The organism is Paenarthrobacter sp. 10N417 (genome assembly GCF_056394745.1).
On the sequence record NZ_JBFTIL010000004.1, the window covers coordinates 77,687 to 101,469 of the forward strand.

At 63.3% G+C, this 23,783-nt stretch carries 20 protein-coding genes; 15 read left to right on the forward strand and 5 right to left on the reverse strand.

Translation table 11 applies throughout. The annotated features are described in order from the left end of the window. Positions 1-607: 607 nt before the first annotated feature. On the reverse strand, positions 608-757 hold the full coding sequence (locus tag AC1DCM_RS06350) for a hypothetical protein (RefSeq protein ID WP_477517698.1): 150 nt from the start codon (positions 755-757) through the stop codon (positions 608-610). Between the two features lie 551 nt (positions 758-1,308). Here AC1DCM_RS06350 and AC1DCM_RS06355 point away from each other — a divergent pair. The 7 genes from AC1DCM_RS06355 to AC1DCM_RS06385 all read left to right on the forward strand — a co-directional run bounded on the left by AC1DCM_RS06355 (position 1,309) and on the right by AC1DCM_RS06385 (position 7,594). Next, positions 1,309-2,070, forward strand: coding sequence for an SDR family oxidoreductase (locus AC1DCM_RS06355; RefSeq protein ID WP_477517699.1), 762 nt, complete (start codon positions 1,309-1,311; stop codon positions 2,068-2,070). A 65-nt stretch (positions 2,071-2,135) separates the two neighbouring features. Continuing rightward, positions 2,136-3,077 carry a 2-hydroxyacid dehydrogenase gene (locus AC1DCM_RS06360; protein WP_477517700.1) on the forward strand — a complete coding sequence of 314 codons (942 nt, stop codon included), beginning with the start codon at positions 2,136-2,138 and terminating at the stop codon, positions 3,075-3,077. Then, positions 3,074-3,844 carry an SDR family oxidoreductase gene (locus tag AC1DCM_RS06365; RefSeq protein WP_477517701.1) on the forward strand — a complete coding sequence of 257 codons (771 nt, stop codon included), beginning with the start codon at positions 3,074-3,076 and terminating at the stop codon, positions 3,842-3,844. Before AC1DCM_RS06360 ends, AC1DCM_RS06365 begins: the two co-directional genes overlap by 4 nt. Then, a complete protein-coding gene (locus AC1DCM_RS06370; protein ID WP_477517702.1) occupies positions 3,844-4,935 on the forward strand; it encodes an L-idonate 5-dehydrogenase in 1,092 nt (363 codons plus the stop codon). The genes AC1DCM_RS06365 and AC1DCM_RS06370 overlap by 1 nt, the downstream gene beginning before the upstream one ends. Then, on the forward strand, positions 4,932-5,489 hold the full coding sequence (locus AC1DCM_RS06375; protein WP_477517703.1) for a gluconokinase: 558 nt from the start codon (positions 4,932-4,934) through the stop codon (positions 5,487-5,489). The genes AC1DCM_RS06370 and AC1DCM_RS06375 overlap by 4 nt, the downstream gene beginning before the upstream one ends. A gap of 200 nt (positions 5,490-5,689) precedes the next feature. After that, positions 5,690-6,898: an aspartate transaminase gene (locus AC1DCM_RS06380; protein WP_477517704.1), complete on the forward strand. Its 1,209-nt coding sequence runs from the start codon at positions 5,690-5,692 to the stop codon at positions 6,896-6,898. Positions 6,899-6,919: 21 nt separating this feature from the next. Continuing rightward, entirely contained in the window at positions 6,920-7,594 is a 675-nt protein-coding gene (locus tag AC1DCM_RS06385; RefSeq protein ID WP_477517705.1) for a 4-carboxy-4-hydroxy-2-oxoadipate aldolase/oxaloacetate decarboxylase, read from the forward strand. A 337-nt stretch (positions 7,595-7,931) separates the two neighbouring features. On the opposite strand, the gene AC1DCM_RS06390 is transcribed toward AC1DCM_RS06385, so the two are convergent. After that, entirely contained in the window at positions 7,932-8,162 is a 231-nt protein-coding gene (locus AC1DCM_RS06390; protein ID WP_477517706.1) for a hypothetical protein, read from the reverse strand. Between the two features lie 409 nt (positions 8,163-8,571). Here AC1DCM_RS06390 and AC1DCM_RS06395 point away from each other — a divergent pair, with 409 nt between their 5' ends. The 3 genes from AC1DCM_RS06395 (at position 8,572) to AC1DCM_RS06405 (ending at position 15,480) form a co-directional block, all read left to right on the forward strand. Further along, positions 8,572-11,916, forward strand: coding sequence for a galactose oxidase-like domain-containing protein (locus tag AC1DCM_RS06395; RefSeq protein WP_477517707.1), 3,345 nt, complete (start codon positions 8,572-8,574; stop codon positions 11,914-11,916). Positions 11,917-12,237: 321 nt separating this feature from the next. After that, on the forward strand, positions 12,238-14,637 hold the full coding sequence (ppsA, locus tag AC1DCM_RS06400) for a phosphoenolpyruvate synthase (protein WP_477517708.1): 2,400 nt from the start codon (positions 12,238-12,240) through the stop codon (positions 14,635-14,637). Beyond that, positions 14,638-15,480, forward strand: coding sequence for a pyruvate, water dikinase regulatory protein (locus AC1DCM_RS06405; protein ID WP_477517709.1), 843 nt, complete (start codon positions 14,638-14,640; stop codon positions 15,478-15,480). Here AC1DCM_RS06405 and AC1DCM_RS06410 read toward each other — a convergent pair. Further along, a complete protein-coding gene (locus tag AC1DCM_RS06410) occupies positions 15,474-16,337 on the reverse strand; it encodes an NAD(P)-binding domain-containing protein (RefSeq protein ID WP_477517821.1) in 864 nt (287 codons plus the stop codon). The two genes, AC1DCM_RS06405 and AC1DCM_RS06410, sit on opposite strands and share 7 nt — an antisense overlap. A 68-nt stretch (positions 16,338-16,405) precedes the next feature. Between AC1DCM_RS06410 and AC1DCM_RS06415 the strand changes: the two genes are divergently transcribed. From AC1DCM_RS06415 to AC1DCM_RS06430, 4 genes are read left to right on the forward strand one after another with little or no spacing between them, the layout of a single operon-like run. After that, positions 16,406-17,932 carry an efflux RND transporter periplasmic adaptor subunit gene (locus AC1DCM_RS06415; RefSeq protein WP_477517710.1) on the forward strand — a complete coding sequence of 509 codons (1,527 nt, stop codon included), beginning with the start codon at positions 16,406-16,408 and terminating at the stop codon, positions 17,930-17,932. A gap of 6 nt (positions 17,933-17,938) precedes the next feature. Next, positions 17,939-18,667 (forward strand): ABC transporter ATP-binding protein, encoded by a 729-nt coding sequence (locus tag AC1DCM_RS06420; RefSeq protein ID WP_477517711.1) that lies wholly within the window; start codon positions 17,939-17,941, stop codon positions 18,665-18,667. After that, a complete protein-coding gene (locus AC1DCM_RS06425) occupies positions 18,664-19,908 on the forward strand; it encodes an ABC transporter permease (RefSeq protein WP_477517712.1) in 1,245 nt (414 codons plus the stop codon). The genes AC1DCM_RS06420 and AC1DCM_RS06425 overlap by 4 nt, the downstream gene beginning before the upstream one ends. 51 nt (positions 19,909-19,959) lie before the next feature. Then, positions 19,960-20,367, forward strand: coding sequence for a hypothetical protein (locus tag AC1DCM_RS06430; RefSeq protein ID WP_477517713.1), 408 nt, complete (start codon positions 19,960-19,962; stop codon positions 20,365-20,367). A 92-nt stretch (positions 20,368-20,459) separates the two neighbouring features. Here AC1DCM_RS06430 and AC1DCM_RS06435 read toward each other — a convergent pair whose 3' ends face one another. Then, positions 20,460-21,443, reverse strand: a complete 984-nt coding sequence (locus AC1DCM_RS06435; protein WP_477517714.1) for a serine hydrolase — start codon at positions 21,441-21,443, stop codon at positions 20,460-20,462. Positions 21,444-21,635: 192 nt separating this feature from the next. On the opposite strand from AC1DCM_RS06435, the gene AC1DCM_RS06440 reads away from it, so the two are divergent. Beyond that, the gene (locus AC1DCM_RS06440) at positions 21,636-22,820 is read left to right on the forward strand and encodes a cation:proton antiporter (RefSeq protein ID WP_442018977.1); all 1,185 of its coding nucleotides are present in this window, start codon (positions 21,636-21,638) and stop codon (positions 22,818-22,820) included. A gap of 87 nt (positions 22,821-22,907) precedes the next feature. On the opposite strand, the gene AC1DCM_RS06445 is transcribed toward AC1DCM_RS06440, so the two are convergent. After that, complete coding sequence (locus AC1DCM_RS06445; RefSeq protein WP_477517715.1) at positions 22,908-23,567, reverse strand: dihydrofolate reductase family protein; 660 nt, start codon at positions 23,565-23,567, stop codon at positions 22,908-22,910. Positions 23,568-23,783 lie beyond the last annotated feature (216 nt).

Consider the following 23,783-nt stretch of genomic DNA (forward strand, 5'->3'; position numbering starts at 1 on the left):
AGTCGCCGCCAGTCATGGGCCTTGGAAACGCCATTGGTGACAGCAACCGCGTAGTCACGCGTCCCCATCGATTGCCGGGTACTTGTCGTTAGGACCGCTCCCAGAGGGCAAATACCAGCATTCGACACGGTTAAGCCAAGAGGCCCGGGGTTCCTTTCGGAACTCCGGGCTTTCCTCTTGCCGCTTTAGAGTCGATGAGCCAGTCAGTTCATGCCGGGCAGGAGGTATGCGGGCGGTCCCACCTGTGCGTCCTCCAGGTACCACATGGTGGCGCCGTGCCTGACGGGAGGCATCATGCTTCCTTCGAACACGAAAACGGGCTCGGTGGCGGGTCCGTCCTCGGGACGCCAAAAACCGTGGGTGGGGCAATGTGAACCGGTGCTGGCTCTTGGCTGGATTCTTCTTTCAGCCGTCTTCCGGTACTGCAGGCTGGTGATCTCTTCATGGCCGGGCTTCAAGGGGATTTATTGCCGCGGTATCGCCTTGGGCGAAACCTCTATGGCTTTTATCCTAGATCGCACGCAATTCCCTGAATAAGACTAAAGCGCGTGACCTTCTAAGGCCTGCTTATGATGCCTCGAACGGTACGGTGGGGAGCGGTGAATATTTACGCCGCAGCATTTCTTGCGGGCTCGACGATCCTCAGGACCCGGAAGTCCTCCTCGTGGAACAGGGCGTCCGCCGCTGACTTGGGCAATCTATAGGGGGCGATCGCGATGGAGACGCGGCCCGAAGGCGCCGCTCCTGAAGCTGCCACGCCCCTCTTTTCCAGCGGGGACGGCACAGCATGCGGGGTTATACGTTGGCGCTAGGGCGGGACACGCATTACGTCTTTGTGTGATCCGAGTCCCGGGCATAGCTTAGTTGCAGATGATTTTCCAATGACCAATGCGTTATATCCCCGCCTGGCCATTGCCGATTGATGGCGCTAGATGCTTTTTGCATAAGCAGGGAAAGGGTTTATTGCCCGCACCATTTTTACACTTGTCAAACACGAGCCGCGTACGTTCCTTAGGGTCGGCGTCATTAGCGCCGGTGAAGGTCATAACTGTTCCCTATAGGGAGATATCGTATTCGTCTTTGTGTGGGTCCAATTCCGATGCCACACTCAAGTAAGGCAGACACGGTGCTGCTGAACGGCGACAATCCGGACGCCGTCGAGCTGGCCCGCCTGATACGCAGCGAACCTATTGCCGCGGGGGTCCCACGAACCACTGCGCGACGCCCAACCCGTTCCAACCCAGGGCTCTGGAATCCACCCATTGCCCGACACAAGAGCCCGCCCGACTTCTACACTTTGGAGTACCGATGCCCTTTTCCGACTACACCACCGCACTCGTCACCGGAGCATCTACAGGCATGGGCGCTGCCATCGCCGAACGGCTGGCCAAGCGGGGCCTCACCGTCCACGCGGTGGCCCGTAACGAGGAACGCCTCACCGAGCTTGCCGAGCGCACTGGAGCAGTCCCGCACGTGGTGGACCTGACCGACACAGCCGCCTTGTCCGCCGTCGTCCGCGACCTGAAAGTGGACGTCTTGGTCAACTGCGCCGGCGTGTCCCGGCCGGGCAACATCCTGGATTCCTCCGAGCAGGACATCGACGAACTGGTGGACGTCAACCTCCGCGGGCTCCTGCATCTGACCAGGCTGGTCCTGCCCGGCATGGTGGAGCGGGACCTCGGCCACGTTATCAACATCAGCTCCATCGCGGGCACCTACAACTTCTACGGACACACCGTCTACCACGCCACCAAGGCCGCAGTGCACCAAATTTCCAGGCAACTCCGAAACGACACGGTGGGCAAGCGGATCCGTGTCACGGAGATCTGCCCGGGGCGGGTGGAGACAGAAATTTTCGGCCGCAACATGGGCGGCAGCCCCGAGGCCATGGAAGAAGCCTGGCAAACGTACTACGAGGGCTACGAGTCACTGACCACCGACGACATCGTCAACGCCCTGGACTACGCCATCGAAACCCCACGCCACGTGAATGTGGGCATGCTGGAACTCATGCCCACATTTCAGGTCCCCGGCGGCCTCACGTTCGACCGTCGCGGGGACTCCGACTAAAGCCGCCCCGCCCCGCCCAAACGCGGGGAACTAGCTTCCCACCCTCCAACCGATAGGCCCTTCAGATGCAGTTAGTACGAACCGTCAGTTTCCCCGAACCCCAGCTCCTGGCTGACCTCTCGCCCCTCCCCGAAGGACTACGGGGCGTGGTTTGGGACATGAAGGACGAGCCGGGGAAGGAGTTGGGTAGCATCGACGGCGTCATCCTGCCATACATCGATGCGGGGGCAGTGATGGGTTCCCTGGCCAAGGTCCCGGACCTTAAGTTCGTGCAGACTCAGTCAACAGGGTACGACGGCGTCCGCGAGGCTGCCGGCCCGGGCGCCGCAGTGGCAAACGCCTCGGGCGTTCATGCAGCTGCCACCGCCGAGCTGGCCGTGGGACTCATCCTGGCCAAGCTGCGCGGCATTGACCAAGCTGTCAGGGACCAGCAGATTGCAAGCTGGAAGCCGCAGCGCCGCCAGTCGTTGGCCGACCGGAAGATCCTGCTGCTGGGAATCGGCGGCATCGGCAAGGAACTCGCCCGCCGGCTCGAGCCCTTCGAAGTCACCGTGACCCGGGTGGGAAGCTCAGCCCGGACGGACGCGGACGGACAGGTCCACGGCCCGGAAGAACTGGTGGAGCTTGCTGCCGGCCACGACATCCTGGTCTCGGTCCTGCCGCTGAACGACAGGACCCACCACCTGGTGGGCCGGAAGGTCCTGGCCGCCTTGCCGAACGGCGCCCTCGTGGTTAACGTAGGCCGCGGCGCTGTGGTGGACACCGACGCCCTGACCCGGGAAGTGGTGTCCGGCCGCCTGCAGTGCGCCATCGACGTCGTCGATCCCGAACCGTTGCCCGCAGATCACCCGCTGTGGTCAGCGGAGAACGCACTCATCACCCCTCACATTGGCGGTAATGCGTCAGCCTTCGAACCACGGATCCTGAAGCTCCTGAAGCTCCAGCTTGAGGCCCTCGCCGCCGGTGCAACCCCGGCGAACCTCGTCCAGCCGGGACCGTTCGCATGAGCGCGCTTTTTGATTTGACAGGCCGTGTTGCCCTGGTGACGGGTTCCAGCAGGGGCATCGGTTCGGCGCTTGCACGGGCGTTGGCGGACGCCGGAGCAACGGTAGTGCTCAACGGCGTCAATGAGGAACGGCTCAAGGAAGCAGCCGCTGCCATGGCGGCGGAGTTCCCGCCGGGCCGGGTCCACAGCATAGCCTTCGACGTGACTGACGACGGCGCGGCCGCCCGCAGCATCCGCTGGATCGAAGAGAACGTGGGCCCGCTGGAGATCCTGGTCAACAATGCGGGGATCCAGCACCGCGTCCCGATGCTTGACCTGGACGTGGCTGACTGGGAACGCGTGCTCACAACGGACCTGACCAGCGCGTTCCTGGTGGGCCGCGAGGCTGCCCGGCACATGATCGAACGGGGCCGGGGCAAGATCATCAACATCTGCTCCGTCCAAACGGACCTGGCCCGTCCAACCATCGCCCCGTACATTGCGGCCAAGGGCGGGCTACGGAACCTCACCCGCGCCATGACGGCAGAGTGGGCTGCCTCCGGGCTGCAGATCAACGCGATCGCGCCGGGCTACATCCACACCGAGATGACGCAGAACCTCGTTGATGATGAGGCCTTCAACTCCTGGATCCTGGGCCGGACCCCCGCCCACCGCTGGGGCACCGTCCAGGACCTCGCCGGACCCGTGGTGTGGCTGGCCTCGGATGGCTCGAACTTCATGAACGGACAGACCATCTTCGTTGATGGTGGGATGACAGTGGTGGTCTGATGACTCTGAATACGCACTTGGACGCAGGCCTGGAAGAACTGCCCGCCACCGGCCCGGCGCTGGTGGCCCACGCCGCTGGCGACCTCCGGATCGATGAGGTCCCGCTGCCTGAACCCGCCGCGGACGAGGCAGTGGTTGAGGTCCGGTACGGCGGAATTTGCGGCTCGGACCTGCATTACTGGCTGCACGGCGCGGCGGGAGAGTCCATCCTGAAGGCCCCACTGGTGCTGGGCCATGAAATTTCCGGCACCGTGGTGCGTGCCGCTGCCGACGGGTCGGGACCACAGGCCGGGACCGCCGTCGCAGTCCACCCCGCCACACCCGGCCCAGGCGCGGCCAAGTATCCGGCGGACCGGCCCAACCTCTCCCCGGGCTGCACCTACCTGGGCAGCGCCGCCCGCTATCCCCACACGGACGGCGCGTTCAGCAGGTACGTGACCCTGCCGGTGCGGATGCTGCGGGCCCTGCCCGAGGGCATGGACCTGCGCACCGCGGCCCTGATCGAACCCGCGTCCGTGGCTTGGCACGCAGTATCCCGCGCCGGTGACGTCCGCGGGAAAACGGCGCTGGTGATCGGCTCCGGACCTATCGGCGCTCTGGCCGTCGCCGTCCTTAAACGTGCCGGCGCCGCCCGGATCACCGCCGTCGACCTGCACCCCAAACCACTGCAGATCGCCAAGGCCGTAGGCGCCGACGACGTCATCAACGCCGCCGACACCGCAGCCATCGCCGCAGTCGAGGCCGACGTCGTGATCGAATCGTCCGGAAACCACCACGGGCTGGCCTCCGCGATCCAGGGCGCTGTACGCGGCGGCACCGTGGTGATGGTGGGCCTGCTGCCGACCGGCATGCAGCCGGTGCCTATCTCGCTGGTCATCACCCGCGAACTTGACCTCAAAGGTTCATTCCGGTTCAACGACGAAATCGACCAGGTGATCGCGGCCCTCGCGGACGGGTCCCTGCACATGGAGCCCGTCATCACCCATGAGTACCCCCTGTCCGACGCCCTGCGCGCCTTCGAGGTCGCCAAGGACTCTACCAGCTCCGGCAAAGTCCTCCTCAGCTTCGGGGAACCCGGGGATGCCCAGTGAGCGGGCATCTGCCTCCCTTGGTAGTGATGGGTGTGTCCGGCTGCGGAAAGTCCACCGTCGGAGCCCTCCTGGGGCAGCGGCTGGGCATGCCGTTCTTTGACGGGGATGATTTCCACCCTGCAGCCAACAAGCAAAAGATGGCCGCCGGGGTTCCGCTGACGGACACGGACCGGGAGCCGTGGCTTGCCCGGCTGGGGGAGTTGCTTGCAGGTAAGGACGACGGCGGCACGGGAGTCGCGCCGGTTGTTGCCTGCTCCGCACTGAAGCGCCGGTACAGGGACCTCCTGCGCAGTTATGCACCGGACGTTGTCTTCGTCCACCTCGCCGGCACTCCGGCAACAATCGGTGCGCGGATGGAGGCGCGTTCCCACGAGTTCATGCCGCGCGCACTGCTGGACTCCCAGTTCGCCGCGCTGGAGGACTTGGAGGCGGACGAGGCCCATGTGCTGGGCGATATCACCCAGCCCCTGGACGTCCTGGCCGAGATGCTCGAGGTCAAACTGAGGCCGGCCTTCACCGAGCCGCGGAAATACCAATACCGCGTGAACCCATAAGCAAAGCGCATGGAAGCAACCCCTGCACGCGAGAAAACACGTCAAAGGGCGCATTCATCCCTGTCCAGGTCCAGGTGTCATAAGAGTCCCTTATTGATCCACGCACATTAGGTCTTATCCATAGCGCTTCCGGATCCCTAGTCTCGAAAAAGGGGATGCGCGAATCCGCGTGTCCTGGGTTCCACATTCCTGGAGGAGACATGTCCGAGTACCTGCCGGCGTCGAGGGTCATCCGCATCAAGTCCTCAGCCAGCGTTGCGGCCGCTGCCCGCGTCCGAGAACTGAAGGCTGAAGGCATCCCGATCATCGACCTGACCGTCGGCGAGCCGGACTTTGACACCCCTGAGCACATCAAGGCCGCGGCCATCGAGGCGATCAAGGCCGGCGAGACCAAGTACACCTCGGTGACGGGGACACCGGAGTTGCAGGCGGCCATCCTGGGTAAGATCGAGAACCACACTGGCCACCACTACGAGCCGAACCAGCTGACTATCGGCGGCGGTGCCAAGCAGGTCCTCTACGTTGCGCTGATGGCCTCGCTCAACGCTGGCGATGAAGTGATCGTCCCGGCACCGTACTGGGTTTCCTACCCGGACATGGTCCTGGCCAATGACGGCACCCCGGTGATCGTGCCGTGCGGGGAAGAGACAGGCTTCAAACTGACCCCGGGCGCCCTGGAAAAAGCCATTACCCCCAAGACCAGGTGGCTTATCCTCAACGCGCCGTCCAACCCGACCGGCGCCGTGTATTCCCGCGAGGAACTCCAGGCACTGGGGGCGGTCCTGGAGGAGCACCCGCACGTTTTCATTCTCACTGACGAGATCTACGACGAAATCCACTTCGGCGATGGCCGTGTCACCAGCCTGGTTACCGCGGTGCCGGCGCTCAAGGACCGGATCCTCCTGGTCAACGGCGTCTCCAAGGCCTATGCAATGACCGGCTGGCGCTTAGGCTACGGCGTAGGCCCGGCCCCTTTGATCGCGGCCATGAACAAACTGCAATCGCAGACCTCCTCATGCCCGTCGTCCATCAGCCAGGCCGCAGCAACGGCGGCGCTTAACGGAGATCAATCCTTCGTCCGCGACAGTGTGGAGGTGTACCGCAAACGCCGGGACGCCGCCGTCGAGGGTTTGAACGCCATCACTGGGCTTTCCGTTGCTCCAGCGGACGGTGCCTTCTACGCGTACGTGAACTGCTCGGGCGTCATCGGCAAGACCACGCCCAACGGCAACGTCATCGAGAACGACCAGGACTTCACGCTGTACCTGCTGGACGCTGCCCGCGTCGCCGTCATCCAGGGCTCGGCCTACGGCCTGGGACCCTACTTCCGGATCTCCTTCGCCACCTCGCTGGAGACCATCAACGCCGGCGTGGACTCGATCCACGACGCCATCAACGCCCTTTCCTAAGCCCACAGAAAGATCTTGAAAATGATCCACGTTAAGACCAAGTTCGAGCGCCCGGATGCCGATGTCGTTAGCCGCCTCGCTGCGTTTTCCTCAGCCACCATCCACGAAGCCCAGGGCCGCCGCGGGGCTTTAAGCTCCAGGATCAAACCGATCGACCGCTCCATGTCCTTCTGCGGCCCGGCCGTCACGGTCGCCTGCGCACCGCAGGACAACCTCATGCTCCAAGTCGCCATCCACTACGCACAGGCCGGCGACGTCGTCCTGGTCGGCGCGCAGGAGATGGCCGAAGCCGGCACCTTCGGCGACGTGCTGGGCAACGCCATGAAGGCCAAAGGCATCGCCGCGATGGTCACCGATTCCGGAGTCCGCGACACCCAGGACCTGATCGAACTCGGCCTGCCCGTCTTCTCCGGCAGCGTCAGCATCAAGGGCACAGTCAAGGAAACGCTCGGCCCGATCAATCATCCACTCGTCTTCGGCGACGAAATCATCTACCCCGGCGACATCCTGCGCGGTGACGCCGACGGCGTGGTGGTTGTCCGCCGCGAGGAGGCCGAGGAAGTCATCGCGCTGTCCCAGGCCCGCGACGACCACGAGCGTGAACTCATCAAGCTCTACCACGACGGCGGCAACACCATCGAGCTCTGCGGCCTGACGGAGAAGCTGAAAGCCAAGGGCCTGCTGGTCGAAGACTAACCGTTCACAAAGGGCCGCCTGCACCCGCCCACCACATTACGATCGAAAGCCACAGCCAATGAGAAGGGCACTGTGCCTGGCTGACCGGAAAGACTGGGACGCAGAGGACTTCGATAATCTCGACGAATACCGCCAGGAACCACGGCGTCAGCAACTGGTCTGCCTGGCCTGCGGAGGCAAGGCGAAGTTCCGCTCAGCCGGTTCCAACCGGAAGGCCACGTTCAGCGCCCGGCACTCTGCCGACTGCTGTCTGAACTCCCCGACGTGGACGGTGTTCCGATACTTACAGTATTGAAGCGTCGGAAGGCGGGTGGAAAAGACTGACCAACTTTCATTGCTAGGACAGCTCACGGACAAGTATTCTTCGAGTGTGGAACTGACCGTGACGGCGGTGCGTGACGGAGGCAAGGTTGCCTTCCCAAACGATTATCGCTGCCCAGGTGAGCTTGTCGAAAACAGGGCAGCAACCCTGGAAATCCAGGCCCACCACGAAGATGGCCGGCTTCGGCGTTTCGGGCGGCATAATTGCCGCCGTCAGGGGTTCACCCGTGCCGCTTACCGAACGCATGGTCTCCGCCCGATGGGTGATGCGTTTCTCTGCAGAATCGTGAGGAGATCACCCTCTTAGTAAAAGTCCCTGATCAGGCGTCTGAAGCGGTCGACGACGCCTGCGGCACCTGACTGCACACGTCAGTGGACGCCAGCGCTGTCCAGCGGAGGATCGTTTGACAGCGCAGTGGAACATCCTTGAGCGGTCGTGTTGAAGCATGGCTTCACGACGTCGGATGGCTGGTGCGGTTTTCGAAGTTCCCTGCGGGCATTCCCCATGCTGAGGGACCACCGGGACGCTACTGAATCCCGTCCATATGTTGAAGCTGAGTGATAAGGCCACGTTCGTTCGATCGAATCTGACGCCTTGGTTTTCCACGAACTGCGGATCCTGGCCTGCCACGGCTAGTCGAATCAAWGGACCAACCATGCAACGCATCTTTTCGTCACGGCCCCTCGCGCTGCTTGCGGGCTTATCTCTTGCAGTCGCCGGGTCCATCGTGAGCCTGCTCCCGGCAGCGGCGCCCGCGGCAGCTGCGATACCTTTGGCCACGGACCGGATTGTCAGCACGCACCAGAGCACCCCTTCGACACGAATCGCCTCGCCCGCCTTCACGACAAGTCAGACGAACGAACTCCTTATTGCCTTCGTCATGTCGGACGGGCCGCAAGCCCCAGGGGAGACTTTCTCCTCGGTCGTCGGTGGCGGCCTCTCGTGGCGGTTGCGCGAGCGGACCAATGCCCGACCGGGCACCGCGGAGATTTGGCAGGCAGTCGCGCCGACCGTACTGACGAACGTCACGGTTACGGCCACCAACTCGGGTTCGTACCAGTCGTCGATGACTGTTGTCACCTTCGTCGGCGCGGATTTGGTCACTGACGGCGCTGTTGGAACAGGAAACGCCGCTACGGGGGCGCCCAACGCTTCCCTGACCACATCGCGGGCAGGCTCATGGGTGTGGGGAGCGGGAAATGACTGGGACAAAGCCACTGCCCGTACAGTCGGCGCCGGGCAGACAAAGGTCGACGAGTACCTCTCAAGCCAAGGCGACACTTACTGGGTCCAGCGCCAAAGCGCGATAACGACGGCGGCACCTCCTACCGTGGTGGCGATCAATGACACAGCACCCACAACGGACAAGTGGAACCTCTCCGTCATAGAAATTCTTCCGGCCTCGACGGCAACAGGTGACACCACCGCGCCGGTGATCTCCTCCATATCTGCCGGCACGCCCAGTTCCAGCGGAACAACCATCACCTGGACCACCGACGAAGCGTCCAACTCGCAAGTGGAATACGGCACAACCACGTCATACGGCCAGAGCACACTTCAGAATTCCACGCTCCACACCACGCACTCGCAGGCGCTGTCCGGGCTCTCGGCCAGCACCCTGTACCACTACAGGGTGAAATCCGCCGACGCGTCAGGTAATCTGGCCGTCTCGGGCGACGCGACGTTCACTACTGCGAGCGGGTCCGGCACGGACCCGTCAGTGGTCGGCTCCTGGGGCCCTGTCGTCGGTTGGCCGGAGGTGTCCATCCACGCGGCGCTGACACCTGCCGGCAAGGTTCTCACATGGCAAGGCGACTTCTCCCAAGGCGGCCAGCAGTACCTGCTCGATCCTGCAACAGGCAACTACACCCAGGTACCGAGCGCCGCCGCCGATCTTTTCTGCGCAGGGCAGGCGGTCCTGTCCGATGGCCGAATTCTCGTCGTAGGCGGGACCTCGACAAAAGGTGGACTGGGTATCCGCGATGTGACGGCCTTCGACCCGGTCACGGAAACCTGGCAGACCCTGGCGCCTATGAACCACCCACGGTGGTACCCGACGGCGACGACGTTGGCCGACGGGCGCGTGCTGGTGACCTCCGGTTCGAACGCCAGCTTGACGGACCTCGTGACCATTCCGGAAGTCTATTCACCCACCACGAACTCGTGGACCGACCTGACGGGCGCGAACCGGAGTATCCCTTATTACCCCTTCATGTATCAGCTGCCTGACGGCCGCGTCCTCCAGGCAGGGGCGTCCGAACAAGCCACCTCGACCCTTGCCCTGAATGTGTCTACGCAGCAATGGACCACCGTGGACTCCCGTGTCCTGGACGGTGGCTCGATCGCGAACTACGCGCCGGGCAAATTCATCAAGGCCGGATCCGCCTCGGACGGTGGATTCACGGGGCAATCCACCAATACCGCCTACATCCTGGATATGAACGCGCCAAGCCCTGCGTGGCAAGCGACGGCCCCCATGGCGTTTCCCCGTAGCTTCGTGAACTTGACGAACCTGCCCGATGGCTCAGTCCTTGCCACCGGAGGCGGAACGGACAAATCGGGTCAGGATGTCACCAAAGCCGTGATGCAGGCCGAGGTCTGGCAACCGGCCGCGGGAACGTGGAACTCCATGGCGCCGATGTCGGTTCCTCGCCTTTACCACTCGGTGGCCGTTTTGCTCCCGGACGGTCGGGTCTTCGTATCCGGCAGTGGCGGGGACGACGGGGTCACGGACCAGAGAAGTTACCAGATCTACTCCCCGCCGTACCTCTTCAAAGGCCCGCGGCCAACCATCTCCAGCGTACCGGGCAGCGTCCAGTACGGTTCGACCGCGTTCATCGGAACACCGGACGCGACCCGGATCCAATCGGTGTCCCTGATCAAGACAGGATCCGTGACCCATGCCTTCGATGAGAACGCGAGGGCCTTGAACCTGAACTTCTCGCAAACCTCCGGCGGTCTGAACGTCCAAATGCCTGACAACGGCAACTACGCCCCTCCGGGGTATTACCTGCTCTCGATCGTTGACGGCAATGGTGTTCCGTCCACAGCCGGCATGGTCCGGTTGCCGGCGCCGGGCCAGGACACCACCCCTCCAACGGCGCCGGCGGGCCTGGCTGCTTCTGCCTCTGCCGGGCAGATCGCCTTGACATGGACGGCCAGTACGGACAACGTGGGTGTCACCTCGTACCGGGTTTCGCGCGACGGAACCGTGATCGGGACTTCGCCGTCGACCAGCTACACCGACAGTTCGGTGGTCGCCGGGACGACGTACACCTACACAGTTGCCGCCCTCGACGCGGCAGGCAATGTCAGCCCGCCGTCGAACATGGCCACGGCGCAAGCCGTCGCAGCACCTCCCGGCGTCACGGTCGACAAGATCGTCGCGGTCCACCAAGGCACCAGCACGACGACGATCAGCGCCCCGGGTGTGACAACCACCGGCTCCAACGAACTCGTCCTTGCCTTCATCAGTTCGGACGGACCAAGCTCCGCGAATTCAGCCCGGATAGCCAGCGTTGCCGGCGCAGGGCTGACCTGGACACTCCGACAAAGAACCAACACGCAACCAGGCACCGCCGAGATCTGGCAAGCCGTCGCCCCCGGCCCCCTTTCGAATGCGACCATCACCGCCACACAAGCCTCGGGCAGTTGGCAAGCCGCCATGACCGTCGTCGCCTTCCGCGGGGCAGACACCACACCGGGAGCAGCACTGGGTGCGAACGCCTCCTCTGGCGCGCCAACCGCCACCCTCACCACCACCAGGGCCGGTTCCTGGGTCTGGGGCGTCGGCACGGACTGGTCCAACCCCATATCCCACGCGCCAGGACCGAATCAGACCCTCGTTGACCAGTTCCTGGCGCCAGCGGGAGACACGTACTGGGTCCAACGACAGAACTCCGCCCCACCGACGAACGGCACACCCGTGAGCATCAACGACACCTCCCCAACAACCGACCGGTGGAACCTCGCGATCATTGAAATTCTCGCCGCGCCCTAGACCTGGGCGCGACGACGCCATCCCGATTGAATTCGTGGGTGCCAAGGGTCTCCTGGCCCGCCGCCCGTTGGAAGGCATAGAGGACCCCGGAGGGAACATCGTGTACCTCGCCGACCGGATCTGACCTACGCAGACGCGGCGCAACTCACGACTTCGTGCTGAAGATACTTCCGCGGAGCCCTGCTTTGGTGACTTTCCGTTACTCCCGAATGATGTTGTACGTGTCACATCTATTTGCTTCCGGCAGCGTGCGGCCACGATCCTTGCAAGACCTAGTTTTTTTAGCGCTTGTCAGAGCGTGCCCAATGGAGGACACAATTTATGACTAACGTTCTTTGGTTTTCTGAGCTTGGCTTGTCCGACCTTGACCAGGTCGGCGGCAAAAATGCATCGCTCGGGGAAATGGTCCGGAATCTCGCCTCTGCAGGGGTGAAGGTTCCGGGCGGTTTCGCGACGACGGCGGACGCTTACCGGCGTTTTCTGGCGGAGTCGGGCCTGGATGCACGGATTGAAGGCATTCTTGAGGGTCTGGACAGCGGCGATGTGACTGCTTTGGCCAAGGTCGGCCAGGATATCCGGACCCTGATCCGTGAGACGCCGTTCCCTGCCGGTTTCGAAGACGACGTCCGCACCGCCTATCAGCGCCTAGCCCAGGAGCATGGCGGGGACGTGTCGTGGGCGGTACGTTCCAGTGCCACGGCGGAGGATCTTCCGGATGCTTCGTTTGCGGGCCAGCAGGAGACGTTCCTGAATATCCGCGGCATCGGGAACATCCTGCTCGCCATCAAGGACGTGTTCGCTTCCTTGTACAACGACCGGGCCATTGCCTACCGCGTGCACCATGGCTTCACCCACTCTGAAGTGGCGCTTTCGGCTGGTATTCAGCGGATGGTGCGTTCCGACGTCGGCGCTTCCGGTGTGATGTTCACCATGGACACCGAAACCGGCTTCACTGACGCTGTCTTCATCACGTCCTCGTACGGTCTGGGGGAGGCCGTGGTCCAGGGCGCTGTGAACCCGGATGAGTTCTACGCGTACAAGCCGGCCTTGGCGGCCGGACGGCCCGGCGTGCTTAAGCGCGGCCTGGGGGACAAAGCTGTGCAGATGGTCTACACCGATTCCGACGAGGTTGGCCGGACTGTTGACTTCATTCCGGTGCCCCAGGATTTGCGGTCCCGTTTCAGCCTGACCGATGCCGAAGTTGAAGAGCTTGCCCGGCATGCGGTGGCTATCGAAGCGCACTATGGGCGCCCGATGGATATCGAGTGGGGCAAGGACGGGGTGGACGGAGAGCTGTACATCCTCCAGGCTCGTCCCGAAACCGTGGAATCACGCAAGGCCGCCGGGACCACTTCCCGGTACACCCTTGCCGAGCGCTCCACGGTACTGGTGGAAGGCCGCGCCATCGGGGCGCGGATCGGCGCCGGGCAGGTCCGGGTGCTGTCCTCGATTGACCAGATGGCCTCGTTCCAGGAAGGCGATGTCCTGGTGGCCAACATGACGGACCCGGACTGGGAACCCATCATGAAGAAGGCCGCAGCAATCGTCACGGACCGGGGTGGGCGTACCTGCCACGCCGCCATCATTGCCCGCGAACTCGGCATTCCCGCCGTCGTCGGCACCGGCTACGCATCCCAGATCCTCAAGGACGGCATTCCAGTCACCGTCAGTTGTGCCGAGGGAGAAGCAGGGCTGGTCTATGACGGGTTGCTGGAATACTCGCTGCACGAAACCAGCCTGGAGACCATGCCGGAGGCTCCAGTGAAGATCATGATGAACGTTGGCACTCCGGAACAGGCATTCAGTTTCGCCAAACTTCCCAACCATGGTGTTGGCTTGGCCCGGCTTGAGTTCATCATCAACCGGCAGATCGGCGTCCACCCCAACGCCCTGCTGGCCGTGGCCGGCGAGATCGAACGCCCTGCAACCCTGGATGACTTCACCGTCCGGCAAATCCAGGAGAAAACTGCAGCCTACGACGGTCCACGCGATTACTACATCAGGCGCCTGGCCGAGGGAATCTCGACCATCGCCGCCGCATTTGCGCCTGAGCCGGTCATCATCAGGCTCTCGGACTTCAAGTCCAACGAGTACGCCAACCTCATGGGTGGTCCTGCGTTTGAACCGGAGGAAGAGAACCCCATGATTGGGTACCGGGGAGCGTCCCGGTACCTTTCTGCAGCCTTCCGTCAGGCCTTCGAACTCGAATGCGAAGCACTGAAGTACGTGCGCAACGACATGGGCCTGACCAACATCAAGCTCATGGTTCCGTTCGTGCGGACCCTGGAGGAGGCCAGCGGTGTAATCGACCTGCTGGCCGCCAACGGGCTGCGCCGGGGCGAGAACGGTCTCGAGATCGTGATGATGTGCGAGTTGCCGGCCAACGCGCTCCTTGCCGATGAGTTCCTCGAGTACTTTGACGGCTTTTCCATCGGCTCCAACGACCTCACCCAGCTCACCTTGGGCCTGGACCGTGACTCCGCTTTGGTGGCCGAAGGCTTCGATGAGCGGAACCCGGCCGTGACCAAACTGCTGGAAATGGCGATTACGGCATGCCGGGCCAAGGGCCGCTATGTGGGGATCTGCGGCCAGGGACCCAGCGACCACCCGGACTTTGCCGAGTGGCTCCTGGGACAGGGCATCAGCTCGATTTCACTGAACCCTGACGCCGTCACAGAGACTTGGCTGCGGCTGGCACGCACCACGAGCCCCGCGGTCTAAATGGCAGAGCATCACAGCGTGGGGGCGGGTTCACCGCCCGCCCCCACGGTGTTCTTCCTTTCGGACAGCACCGGGATTACCGCCGAAACGCTGGGCAACACGCTGTTGACCCAGTTCCCCGGTCAGCGGCTGGAACGGCGGACCATCCCGTTCATCACCACTGTGGAGCAGGCGCGTGACGTTGTTGCCTTGATCGACAAGGTGGCGACCACCGGACCGGTTCCCATCATCTTTTCGACGGCGGTCGGGCCTGACATCCGTGCCGTCCTCGCCCAAAGCCGTGGCCGGCTTTTTGACCTGTTCGGTACCCACATCGGCCAGCTCGAAGAAACGCTCGGCGCCGCGGCCAACGGCAAGCCCGGCCAAGCCCACGGCGTAGGAGACGCCGTCCGCTACCAATCCCGCATGGCAGCCGTTGAATACGCCATCGAACACGACGACGGTCAGTCGCTCCGGGCACTCGAGCGCGCCGAATTGATTCTCATCGCCCCGTCCCGATGTGGGAAGACTCCCACCACCATGTACCTGGCCTTGCAGCACGGCCTCCTGGCGGCTAACTTCCCTTTGGTCGAAGAGGATTTCGACAACATGGCGCTCCCGAAGCCAATTCAGCCATTCGCGGGCAAGTGTTTCGGACTGACATCCCAGCCCGTCCGTCTGAGCCAGATCCGTCAGGAGCGACGACCCGGCAGCAACTATGCATCCCTGAACCAATGCACGTTTGAGTTGCGCAACGCCGAGGACATGTACCGGGCCAACAACATTCCTTATGTGAACTCTGCCTCCATGTCCGTGGAAGAAATTTCCGCCACGGTCCTCCAACGCATGCAACTGCATCACTGACGGGACAACGGCGCGAGTGACTCCCGTCCGGCGATGAGTCCGGCGACGTGCCCGGCATCCCTGCCGACCCCACCCACGAGGCCCGATGTCAATCCGTATTGGAACGGCATGCCCACGAAGAACAGTCCTGGCAGTTGTTCCACGGCGCCCCGGGAGGTGAGCGGCCAGCCGTCTTCGTCCGCCGGAAGCCCTCGGATCCAGCCGAAGTCCGGTTGGTAGCCGGTGGCCCAGATCACGGTGGAGACTTGCAGTGTTGCGCCATCATCCAGAACAGGTTGGCCTTCACKGGTGCCACCCAGTCGTGGCAGGCGCGTGACTCCCGCCGCGTCGAGCTCTTGGGTTGAGGCCCGGATCAGCGGGGCGCCGTGCCTGGTGAAGCCGATCGCGACTTTGCGTCCGATGGGGGTTGAACGGGTCAGCAGCTTGTGGATGAGGAGCCACCAAAGCCCGCCGGCGTATCGCGTCACTGGATCCGGAACGTGGAATGGGGGAGTTCCGGCGACATAGGTGCGGTGCGTGGGCGCGAGCTCCAGGGCGATTTCGACGCCGGAGGTACCGGAGCCGACCACCAGGACGTCCCCGGGCGGAACTGAGTCCGCGTTCTTGTATTTTGCTCCGTGCATTTGCTGGATGCTGGGGTCAAGATCCGCGGCGAAGCTCGGAATCCTTGGCCGCGCATTCGGGCCCGTGGCAACAACAACGTTCTTAGCCGCTGGATTTCGGTTGGTCGCCTGAACGGTACCGGGATTGGGTGCACGCAGCCCTGAAAGCCGCCCTCGCCTAACCAGGCACTGGCGCCAGCTTCTCAGATGGACGCCTTCGCCGCCGACCCTCGACGCTGACTTGCATCTAACGATGTGTCACATAAGGTAAACCATCAGGTAGCTCTCGGGGTCCTCGAAGCGACTGATCTTACTGTTCGGGAATGCTTACAAAACCTCAGCTCATCAACAGCGGCATCGGGGTGGCCGTCGTCGGCATTGTCGCCGGCGCCTTTTTTGTGTTGGACGGCGGACCGCAACCGGCCTCCAACACGGCAGTCCGTACCGTCGCGATCGGCGCAGCGGACCTCGCTGCTGTGTCCACCGCAAGCGGTAATGTTTCGCCCGCAAGTACGACCGTCATCAACGCGCAGAACTGCACCGGACCGATCGCCACGGTCTCCGCAGTGACGGGACAGCAAGTTACAGCAGGGCAGGTGTTGGTCACCATTGATCCGACCAACGCCCAGAACGCGCTTGCTGTTGCCCAGGCCCAACTGGATTCCGCCGCGGCGCAGGCGAACCAGCAGCAGGCATCAGCCAGCAACCAGGTAGCTGCGGCAAACCAGACTCTGGCCAATGCCCAACAAACGGTCGACCTGGACGCGGGCCAGCAGGCCAGCGCCGTGGCCGGGGCGCAGACCGCGGTGAACAATGACGATGCAGCTGTTGCGTCTGCTCAAACCGCTGCCAGCGCCCAGCCGAGCAACCAACAGGCCCAGGCCGCCCTCATTGCCGCCCAGTCCCAGCTGGCGAAGGACAAGCAGGCACTGACCCAGGCAGTCAACCAGCAGGCCAGCTCGGCACTCAAGGATAAAGAGCAGGTCGCATCGGCCGCGACGGCGCTCAACGCCGCGAAAAGCGGTGGTGGCGTGACCGCCAATACCACCTCTGCCCAGGTCGCCGTAGATACTGCCAACAAGAACCTGGCGTCCTGCTCCCTCGCGGCCCCGGTTAGTGGGACGGTCACCGCCGTCAACGCGGTGGTTGGTGGCAACGCCGGCAGCAGCGGCGGCTCATCCGGTTCCGCCTCCTCAGAAGCATCCAGCGGATCGGGCAGCACGGGCAGCGTGGCCAAGGATGCCACGGGAACATCGTCCTCCGGGCTCATCACGATCAGCGACACCGCACATCTGCAGGTCATTGCCAACTTCGCCGAATCGGACATTGCCGCCATGAAGACCGGTGACTCCGCGACCTTCACGTTTCCGGCCCTCAAAACCGACCCCTCCGCGGCACCGGTAAAGGGCACGATCACGGCGATCGCCCAGAACGCCACCACCACCAACAACGTAGTCAGCTATCCGGTGACCATCTCGATCGGTAATCCCCCGGCTGACCTCCGGCTCGGGCAGAGCGCGAACATCTCCGTGACCACTGCGACCGCCAAGAACGCCCTGGCGGTGCCTTCGCTGGCAATCACCACCACCGGAACCACGCAAACCGTCAACGTCCTCAAGGACGGGACCCCCACCCCGGTGACCATCACAACGGGGATCACGGATAACGGACGCACCCAGGTACTTACCGGCCTCAGCGCAGGTGACCAAATTGAACTCCCGGCCATCTCCTCCACCTTGGACACCACAGGGACCACGGGACGAACCGGTGGCGGCAACGGCGGGTTTGGCGGAGGCGGCGGGTTTGGCGGAGCCGGTGGCGCCGGTGGCGCACGTGGAAACGGCGGGTAAGCAACAATGAACGACACCGTCATCGAACTGCAATCCGTGAGCAAAATCTACGGCAAAGGCGAGGCCGAAGTGCGGGCACTGGACTCGGTCAGCATCTCCATTCACCGCGGCGATTTCGTCGCCATCATCGGGGCGTCGGGCTCCGGAAAGTCCACCATGATGAACATCATCGGCTGCCTCGATGGGGCCAGCGCGGGTACCTACCACCTCGATGGCATTGATACCGGGACCCTGGACGAATTCCAGTTGGCGCAGATCCGCAACCGGAAGATCGGCTTCGTCTTCCAGAACTTCAACCTGATTCCACGTACCCGCGCCGTGGACAACGTGTCCATGCCCCTCGCCTACGCAAAGGTGCACCGCAAGGAACGGCGTGAGCGGGCCCTGGCTGTACTCGATTCGGTAGGACTGGCCTCCCGGGCCGACCACAAGCCTTCACAGCTCTCGGGCGGGCAACAGCAGCGCGTTGCCATCGCCCGCGCCCTCGTGACCAACCCGGTACTGCTCTTAGCGGATGAACCAACGGGAGCATTGGACACCAAGTCCTCTCACGAGATTCTTGATCTGTTTGAATCCTTGCACGCCAACGGACGGACCATCGTGATGATCACGCATGAAACCGACGTCGCGGCACGTGCCAACCGTGTCGTGCGGTTCCAGGACGGCCACATCATTGAGGACTACAGGCTCCGCGGCGTCCACGGGCACCCGGAAGCGACGACGGTACCAGCATGATGATCGCCGAATCCGTACGCTTCGCCCTGACGGGGGTGATGGCCAACAAGATGCGCTCCATTCTCACGACACTGGGCATCCTGATCGGCATCGCATCCGTCATCATCCTGCTGGCCGTGGGCGCGGGAACCTCGAACGCCATCAAAGCCCAGATCGGCAAACTGGGAACGAACGTGCTGACCGTAAGCCGCCAAACCACGTCCGGGGGCCGCACAGTCGGGGGACAGGCAGTCACTGGGCCACGGTCCCGGGGCACCAACCTCACCGTCCAGGACATGGCAGCGTTGACTGATCCTGTCATGGCTCCCGACGTCGCGGCGACAGCCCCGGTGGTCACTGCCCAGAACGTCACCGGCACGTACCAGGACGCAACGCATACCGTGGCGACCTTCGTGGGGACCACGCCGTCGTACTTTGCCATTTCGAACGACACCCTGGCGGCGGGCTCCTACTTCAGTGACGGAGACGCCGGCAGCGGCACCGCAGTGGCCGTGATAGGCAATACCGTGGCACAGGATCTGGTGGGCAGCTCAGCGAGCTCGGCGGTGGGGCAGACCATCGCCCTCAACGGACAGAACTTTGTGGTCTCCGGAGTCTTGGCCCAGAAAGGGTCCTCGGGACTGAATGATCCGGATGACCTTGTGGTCATCCCCTACAGCGCCGCCCAGGACAAGTTCACCGGATACTCGCCCTCCCTGGCCTCCATCACTGTCCAGGCAAAGTCAGCGGACGTGATGAACCAGGCCCAGAACGAGGTGCAAATGATCCTCGACGCCAGGCACAACGTCACCTCCGCCAATCGTGACTATCAAGTGCGGAACCAGGCCCAGATCCTCACCACCGCTACCACCACCACGGCCACGCTGACCGTCCTCTTGGGCGCCGTAGCCGGTATCTCGCTCCTGGTTGGGGGGATCGGCGTCATGAACATCATGCTCGTCACGGTCACCGAACGTACGCGCGAGATCGGCATCCGCAAAGCGATCGGGGCCTCCAGGGGAAGCATCGTGAGCCAGTTCCTCATCGAATCATTCATCATTTCCATGATCGGCGGGGTGCTCGGCATTGCTGCGGGCTACGTCGGCAGCGCCTTTCCCGTGATGGGAACCCAACCCGAGGTCCAATGGTGGACCGTGTGGCTCTCATTCCTGGTGTCCGCAGCCATCGGCCTCATTTTCGGCATCTACCCGGCCAACAAAGCGGCGAAACTCCGGCCAATCGACGCCCTTCGATACGAATAACCGACCCAATTCCCCCAGCACGTCCAAGAAAAATCCCAACAGGAGTCCCACATGTCCTACCCAACGCCCGAGCCCGGTCCCAACAACCAGCCAGAGCCCCACCAGCTCGACAACGAACGTCCCACCGCAGGACAGCAAACCGCCGTACTGCACGCCACGGGCCAGGAACCCACCGCCCAAGGTTGGGGACAGCCCCAGACATCGGAGCCGTTGGTGCCAAAGAAGCGGTTCAAGATGGGCCGCCTGACGCAGATCCTCCTTGCGGTGCTGCTGGTTGCCATCGGTTTCTTCGCCGGCGTCGGCGTCACTAAGGCAATGGATGCGGGACAGGCCCGTCCGGGGCGGGGCCAGTTCCAGAATTTCAACGGCGGCCAGGGGCGGAACCGCCAGAACGGGTCCCCCACCAACGGGGCCTCGCCGAGCGCCATTCCCTCGGCGCCCACCACAGCGGCGCCGTAATCACCTACGTAACTGTTACGTTCGCAGGGAAGCGGAGCCACGGTCGTGAAACACAGACAAATTGTTGCTGTTTCCTCCGGCGGGTCAGGACCTTAGAAAAGGGCCTCGGCCACGGCCCCTGTCACTTGGTGGATGACCTCGGTGCGCTCGGGGACGCTGCTTAGATCCTCACCTTTGGTGTAGACGACAAGGGCGTAGGCGCGGCCATCCTTGTCCAGGACGCCGGCGTCGTGCAGTTCTCCGCCCAGCTCGCCGTACTTGTGGAACACGGTGACGCCGGCGGGAACGGCGGCGGGGATGAGCGTCTCATCGTTAGTGTCCTGCATGGTAGATAACAGTTCAGTGGTGTCCCCGGCATTGAGCAAGTTCCCGGAGTAGAGCCCGGCAAGGATGCGCGCCATGTCCACCGGGGCGAGTGTATTGCTCTCGGGGTCGTACTGCACGCCCAAAGAATTCGCGTACGCCGTCAGCTCCTGGTGGCCGACGGCATTCATAATCAGCGACCAGGAGTCATTGTCGCTTTGCTGGATCATTGCTTTCAGCTGGAAGGACGCGGGATAGGCTGCGAGGGGCTCGTCCAGGGATGCCCCGCCCGTTTCAACAAGATGGTAATACGCTTCCGCGGCCAGGACCTTGGCGGTGCTGGCGGCCTCAAAGGGCTCCTCGACCCCGTATTGATGGACTTCCTGCCCGTCGGCTCCGGCCGACACATCMATGAGCGCCACCCCGATCTGATACTCCGGGTACGCGTCGATGATGCCCTTGATCTTGGCGTCCAATGCCGGATCAATGACGTTGACTGTTCCGGGGACAGCCGCGGCGGATGGAGCTGCGCTCCTCCCCGCAGCCGGATTATTCGTCGTGCCACCCGGCCGGACGATAGACGTCGAATGGGCCTGCGCGGCCGAGTGGACGCCGACAGGCAGCGCCACGGCCAGAAGAATCGCGCCCGTGGCCATTATGACCACCCGGCGGCGTCGAAACGTCAGGGAGCGGAGGCGCGCGTCGCCCATCCGGGGAGACTGTCTCCCAAGGGGCCGGGGTGTGAGTTCTTCCACAGTCGGTACGATAGCCACGGAACCTATGTCGGAGCTTTGAACTGGCTGTCAGGGGGATCTGGTCCAAGGGATGCCCGCTGTCGTGGCCGACGGCTACCATCGGGTATGCGCAAGCTACTACACGGACGAAAACACCGACATTCCACTCAACTGGCTGACGTGCCCCGGTAATTACCGCAAGCCAACCGCATGCCGGGTGGAAGGAGGAAGGTGTCGTTCTTTCAGCTTTCGCTGATCGCCGCGGTCGCGCTACTGGGACCGCTGCTGGCGCTTCCCCGGAGATGGCATTTCCCCGTCGTTCTGGGGCAGTTACTGGCTGGCATCGCCATCGGGCGTACGGGTTTGGGTCTGGTGGACTCCTCGGATGCCACGTTCACCTTTGTGGCCGACGTCGGGTTTGCCCTCGTCATGTTCGTCGCAGGAACGCATGTCCCAGTGCGGGACAAAGCCATCCGCCCGGCACTGGGCGCGGGTGCGCTGCGTGCCGGCATCGCCGCAGTGTTGGCGGCCGTCGTCGGAATCGGCATTGCCTTTGCCTTCGGCACCGGACATGCTCCTCTTTACATCGTTCTGCTCGCGTCCTCGTCGGCAGCCTTGGTCCTGCCGATCGTCGATTCGCTGCGGCTGAGGGGACCACAGGTTTTGACGACGACGGCGCAAGTGGCGGTGGCGGACATCGCCTGCATTGTGGCGCTTCCGCTTGCTGTCGACCCATCCAATGCGCCGAGGGCAGCTGCAGGGGCAGCCGTCGTCGCGGCGTGTGCTGCGGTTTTGTTCTTCGTGCTTCGCTGGCTGGAGCGCAACGGCACGCGCGCACGGGTGCATGCCGTGTCCGAGGACCGGAAGTTCGCCCTGGAGCTGAGGGTCCAACTTGCCGTGCTGTTCGCGCTCTCCGGACTTGCTGTGGCGGGTCACGTGTCCATCATGCTGGCCGGGTTCTCCTTCGGCCTGGTGGTCGCAGCGGTGGGCGAACCCCGGCGATTGGCTCATCAGCTATTCGCCGTCAGCGATGGCTTTCTGGGGCCAGTGTTTTTCGTCTGGCTTGGCGCATCGCTGGATCTGCGCGCCCTTGCCGGAAGCCCCAAAATGCTTCTCCTCGGGATTTGCCTTGGTCTGGGTGCCCTGCTGGTCCATGGAAGCCTGCGGCTATTGGGCCAGCCTCTGCCGCTCGCGGTGCTTGCAGCGTCCCAGTTGGGAGTGCCGGTTGCCGCGGCAACGATCGGCTCCCAATTGCATTTGTTGGCGACGGGAGAAGCCGCGGCCATTATCCTCGGAGCCCTCATCACCATCGGGGCGAGCACCGCCGCAGGCTCACGGGCCGCGCGCACGTTGACGCAGCCCGGCCCGGCGCAGGCGGGCAACGCATCCGGGGGCGGCCCGACCTTGGCTGCGTAGTTCGCCTGCGCTGGGCAACTTCCGCCAGTCCCTGAGTTCCGCGCTGTTGCCGTAGCGTGAGGCCAGCGTCCGCTGGCCGTTGCAGAACTACGAAGCCCTATCCTTCGGGGGCGTGACGCTGTATTCGGCAATAATCACGCCGGTGGTGGTGGCGATGCTGCGTTCCAACTTTAGGTCCGTACGGGCTCCTTCCGGGAAGAGACGGGTTCCTGATCCGAGCACGATGGGGTGAATAAGAAGTGCGTATTGATCGATCAGGCCTGCGGCGTATAGTTGGCGCACTAATTTATCGCTGCCCATGATCATGAGGTCGCGGGGGTTGCGGTTCTTGAGCGCGGCTACGGTCGAAACTGCATCTCCGACGAGGAGTTCGCTGCTGGGGTACGACAGCTTGACGTCAGGGTTGTGCGAGACGACGAACTTTTCTGACCCCACCAGTACGTCGACGAATGGGTTGGGCCCCATGGAGGTCCAGTATCCGAGGACGTCGTCGTAGGTGCGGTGGCCAAACAGGAGGCTATCCCCAACGCTCATTCCCTCGCCGGCATACTTCATTGATACGTCGTCCTGGTATCCATCGGCCCACCCGCCGTGCGCGAACGCGTCTCGTGTGTCTTCATCGGTGCGGCCGGGTCCCACTAGGGGACACTGCACAATAACCGATGTCTTGCCGGACTTGAGCTGCGCCCGGTCAAGGATCCACCATCGGACGCTCAGAACCAGTTCAGAACATCTTGCATTAGCCACATGACCAAGCCGAAGAGTAGGAAGATCGGCATCAGGTATAACACCCAGAGGCCGTGAATTTTCCGCTTTGTCATGCGAGGCTCCTTCCGTTGACTGCGAGTTTACCCAGAGCCGCAGCCCGAACTGCCGATTGAGTGCCCATAAGCCGGTGGCTATAAGGACGCTTCAAAGCGCACGGTCAGAGCCTGTTGCCTCATTGCAATACCTCCGGGAAGA

What these genes read in the sequence shown, in the direction of transcription:
- AC1DCM_RS06355 (WP_477517699.1), top strand. Translation starts at nt 1,309, where the DNA reads ATGCCCTTTTCCGACTACACCACCGCACTCGTCACCGGAGCATCTACA.
- AC1DCM_RS06360 (WP_477517700.1), top strand. Translation starts at nt 2,136, where the DNA reads ATGCAGTTAGTACGAACCGTCAGTTTCCCCGAACCCCAGCTCCTGGCT.
- AC1DCM_RS06365 (WP_477517701.1), top strand. Translation starts at nt 3,074, where the DNA reads ATGAGCGCGCTTTTTGATTTGACAGGCCGTGTTGCCCTGGTGACGGGT.
- AC1DCM_RS06370 (WP_477517702.1), top strand. Translation starts at nt 3,844, where the DNA reads ATGACTCTGAATACGCACTTGGACGCAGGCCTGGAAGAACTGCCCGCC.
- AC1DCM_RS06380 (WP_477517704.1), top strand. Translation starts at nt 5,690, where the DNA reads ATGTCCGAGTACCTGCCGGCGTCGAGGGTCATCCGCATCAAGTCCTCA.
- AC1DCM_RS06385 (WP_477517705.1), top strand. Translation starts at nt 6,920, where the DNA reads ATGATCCACGTTAAGACCAAGTTCGAGCGCCCGGATGCCGATGTCGTT.
- AC1DCM_RS06390 (WP_477517706.1), bottom strand. Translation starts at nt 8,162, where the DNA reads ATGCGTTCGGTAAGCGGCACGGGTGAACCCCTGACGGCGGCAATTATG.
- AC1DCM_RS06395 (WP_477517707.1), top strand. Translation starts at nt 8,572, where the DNA reads ATGCAACGCATCTTTTCGTCACGGCCCCTCGCGCTGCTTGCGGGCTTA.
- ppsA (WP_477517708.1), top strand. Translation starts at nt 12,238, where the DNA reads ATGACTAACGTTCTTTGGTTTTCTGAGCTTGGCTTGTCCGACCTTGAC.
- AC1DCM_RS06405 (WP_477517709.1), top strand. Translation starts at nt 14,638, where the DNA reads ATGGCAGAGCATCACAGCGTGGGGGCGGGTTCACCGCCCGCCCCCACG.
- AC1DCM_RS06415 (WP_477517710.1), top strand. Translation starts at nt 16,406, where the DNA reads ATGCTTACAAAACCTCAGCTCATCAACAGCGGCATCGGGGTGGCCGTC.
- AC1DCM_RS06420 (WP_477517711.1), top strand. Translation starts at nt 17,939, where the DNA reads ATGAACGACACCGTCATCGAACTGCAATCCGTGAGCAAAATCTACGGC.
- AC1DCM_RS06425 (WP_477517712.1), top strand. Translation starts at nt 18,664, where the DNA reads ATGATGATCGCCGAATCCGTACGCTTCGCCCTGACGGGGGTGATGGCC.
- AC1DCM_RS06430 (WP_477517713.1), top strand. Translation starts at nt 19,960, where the DNA reads ATGTCCTACCCAACGCCCGAGCCCGGTCCCAACAACCAGCCAGAGCCC.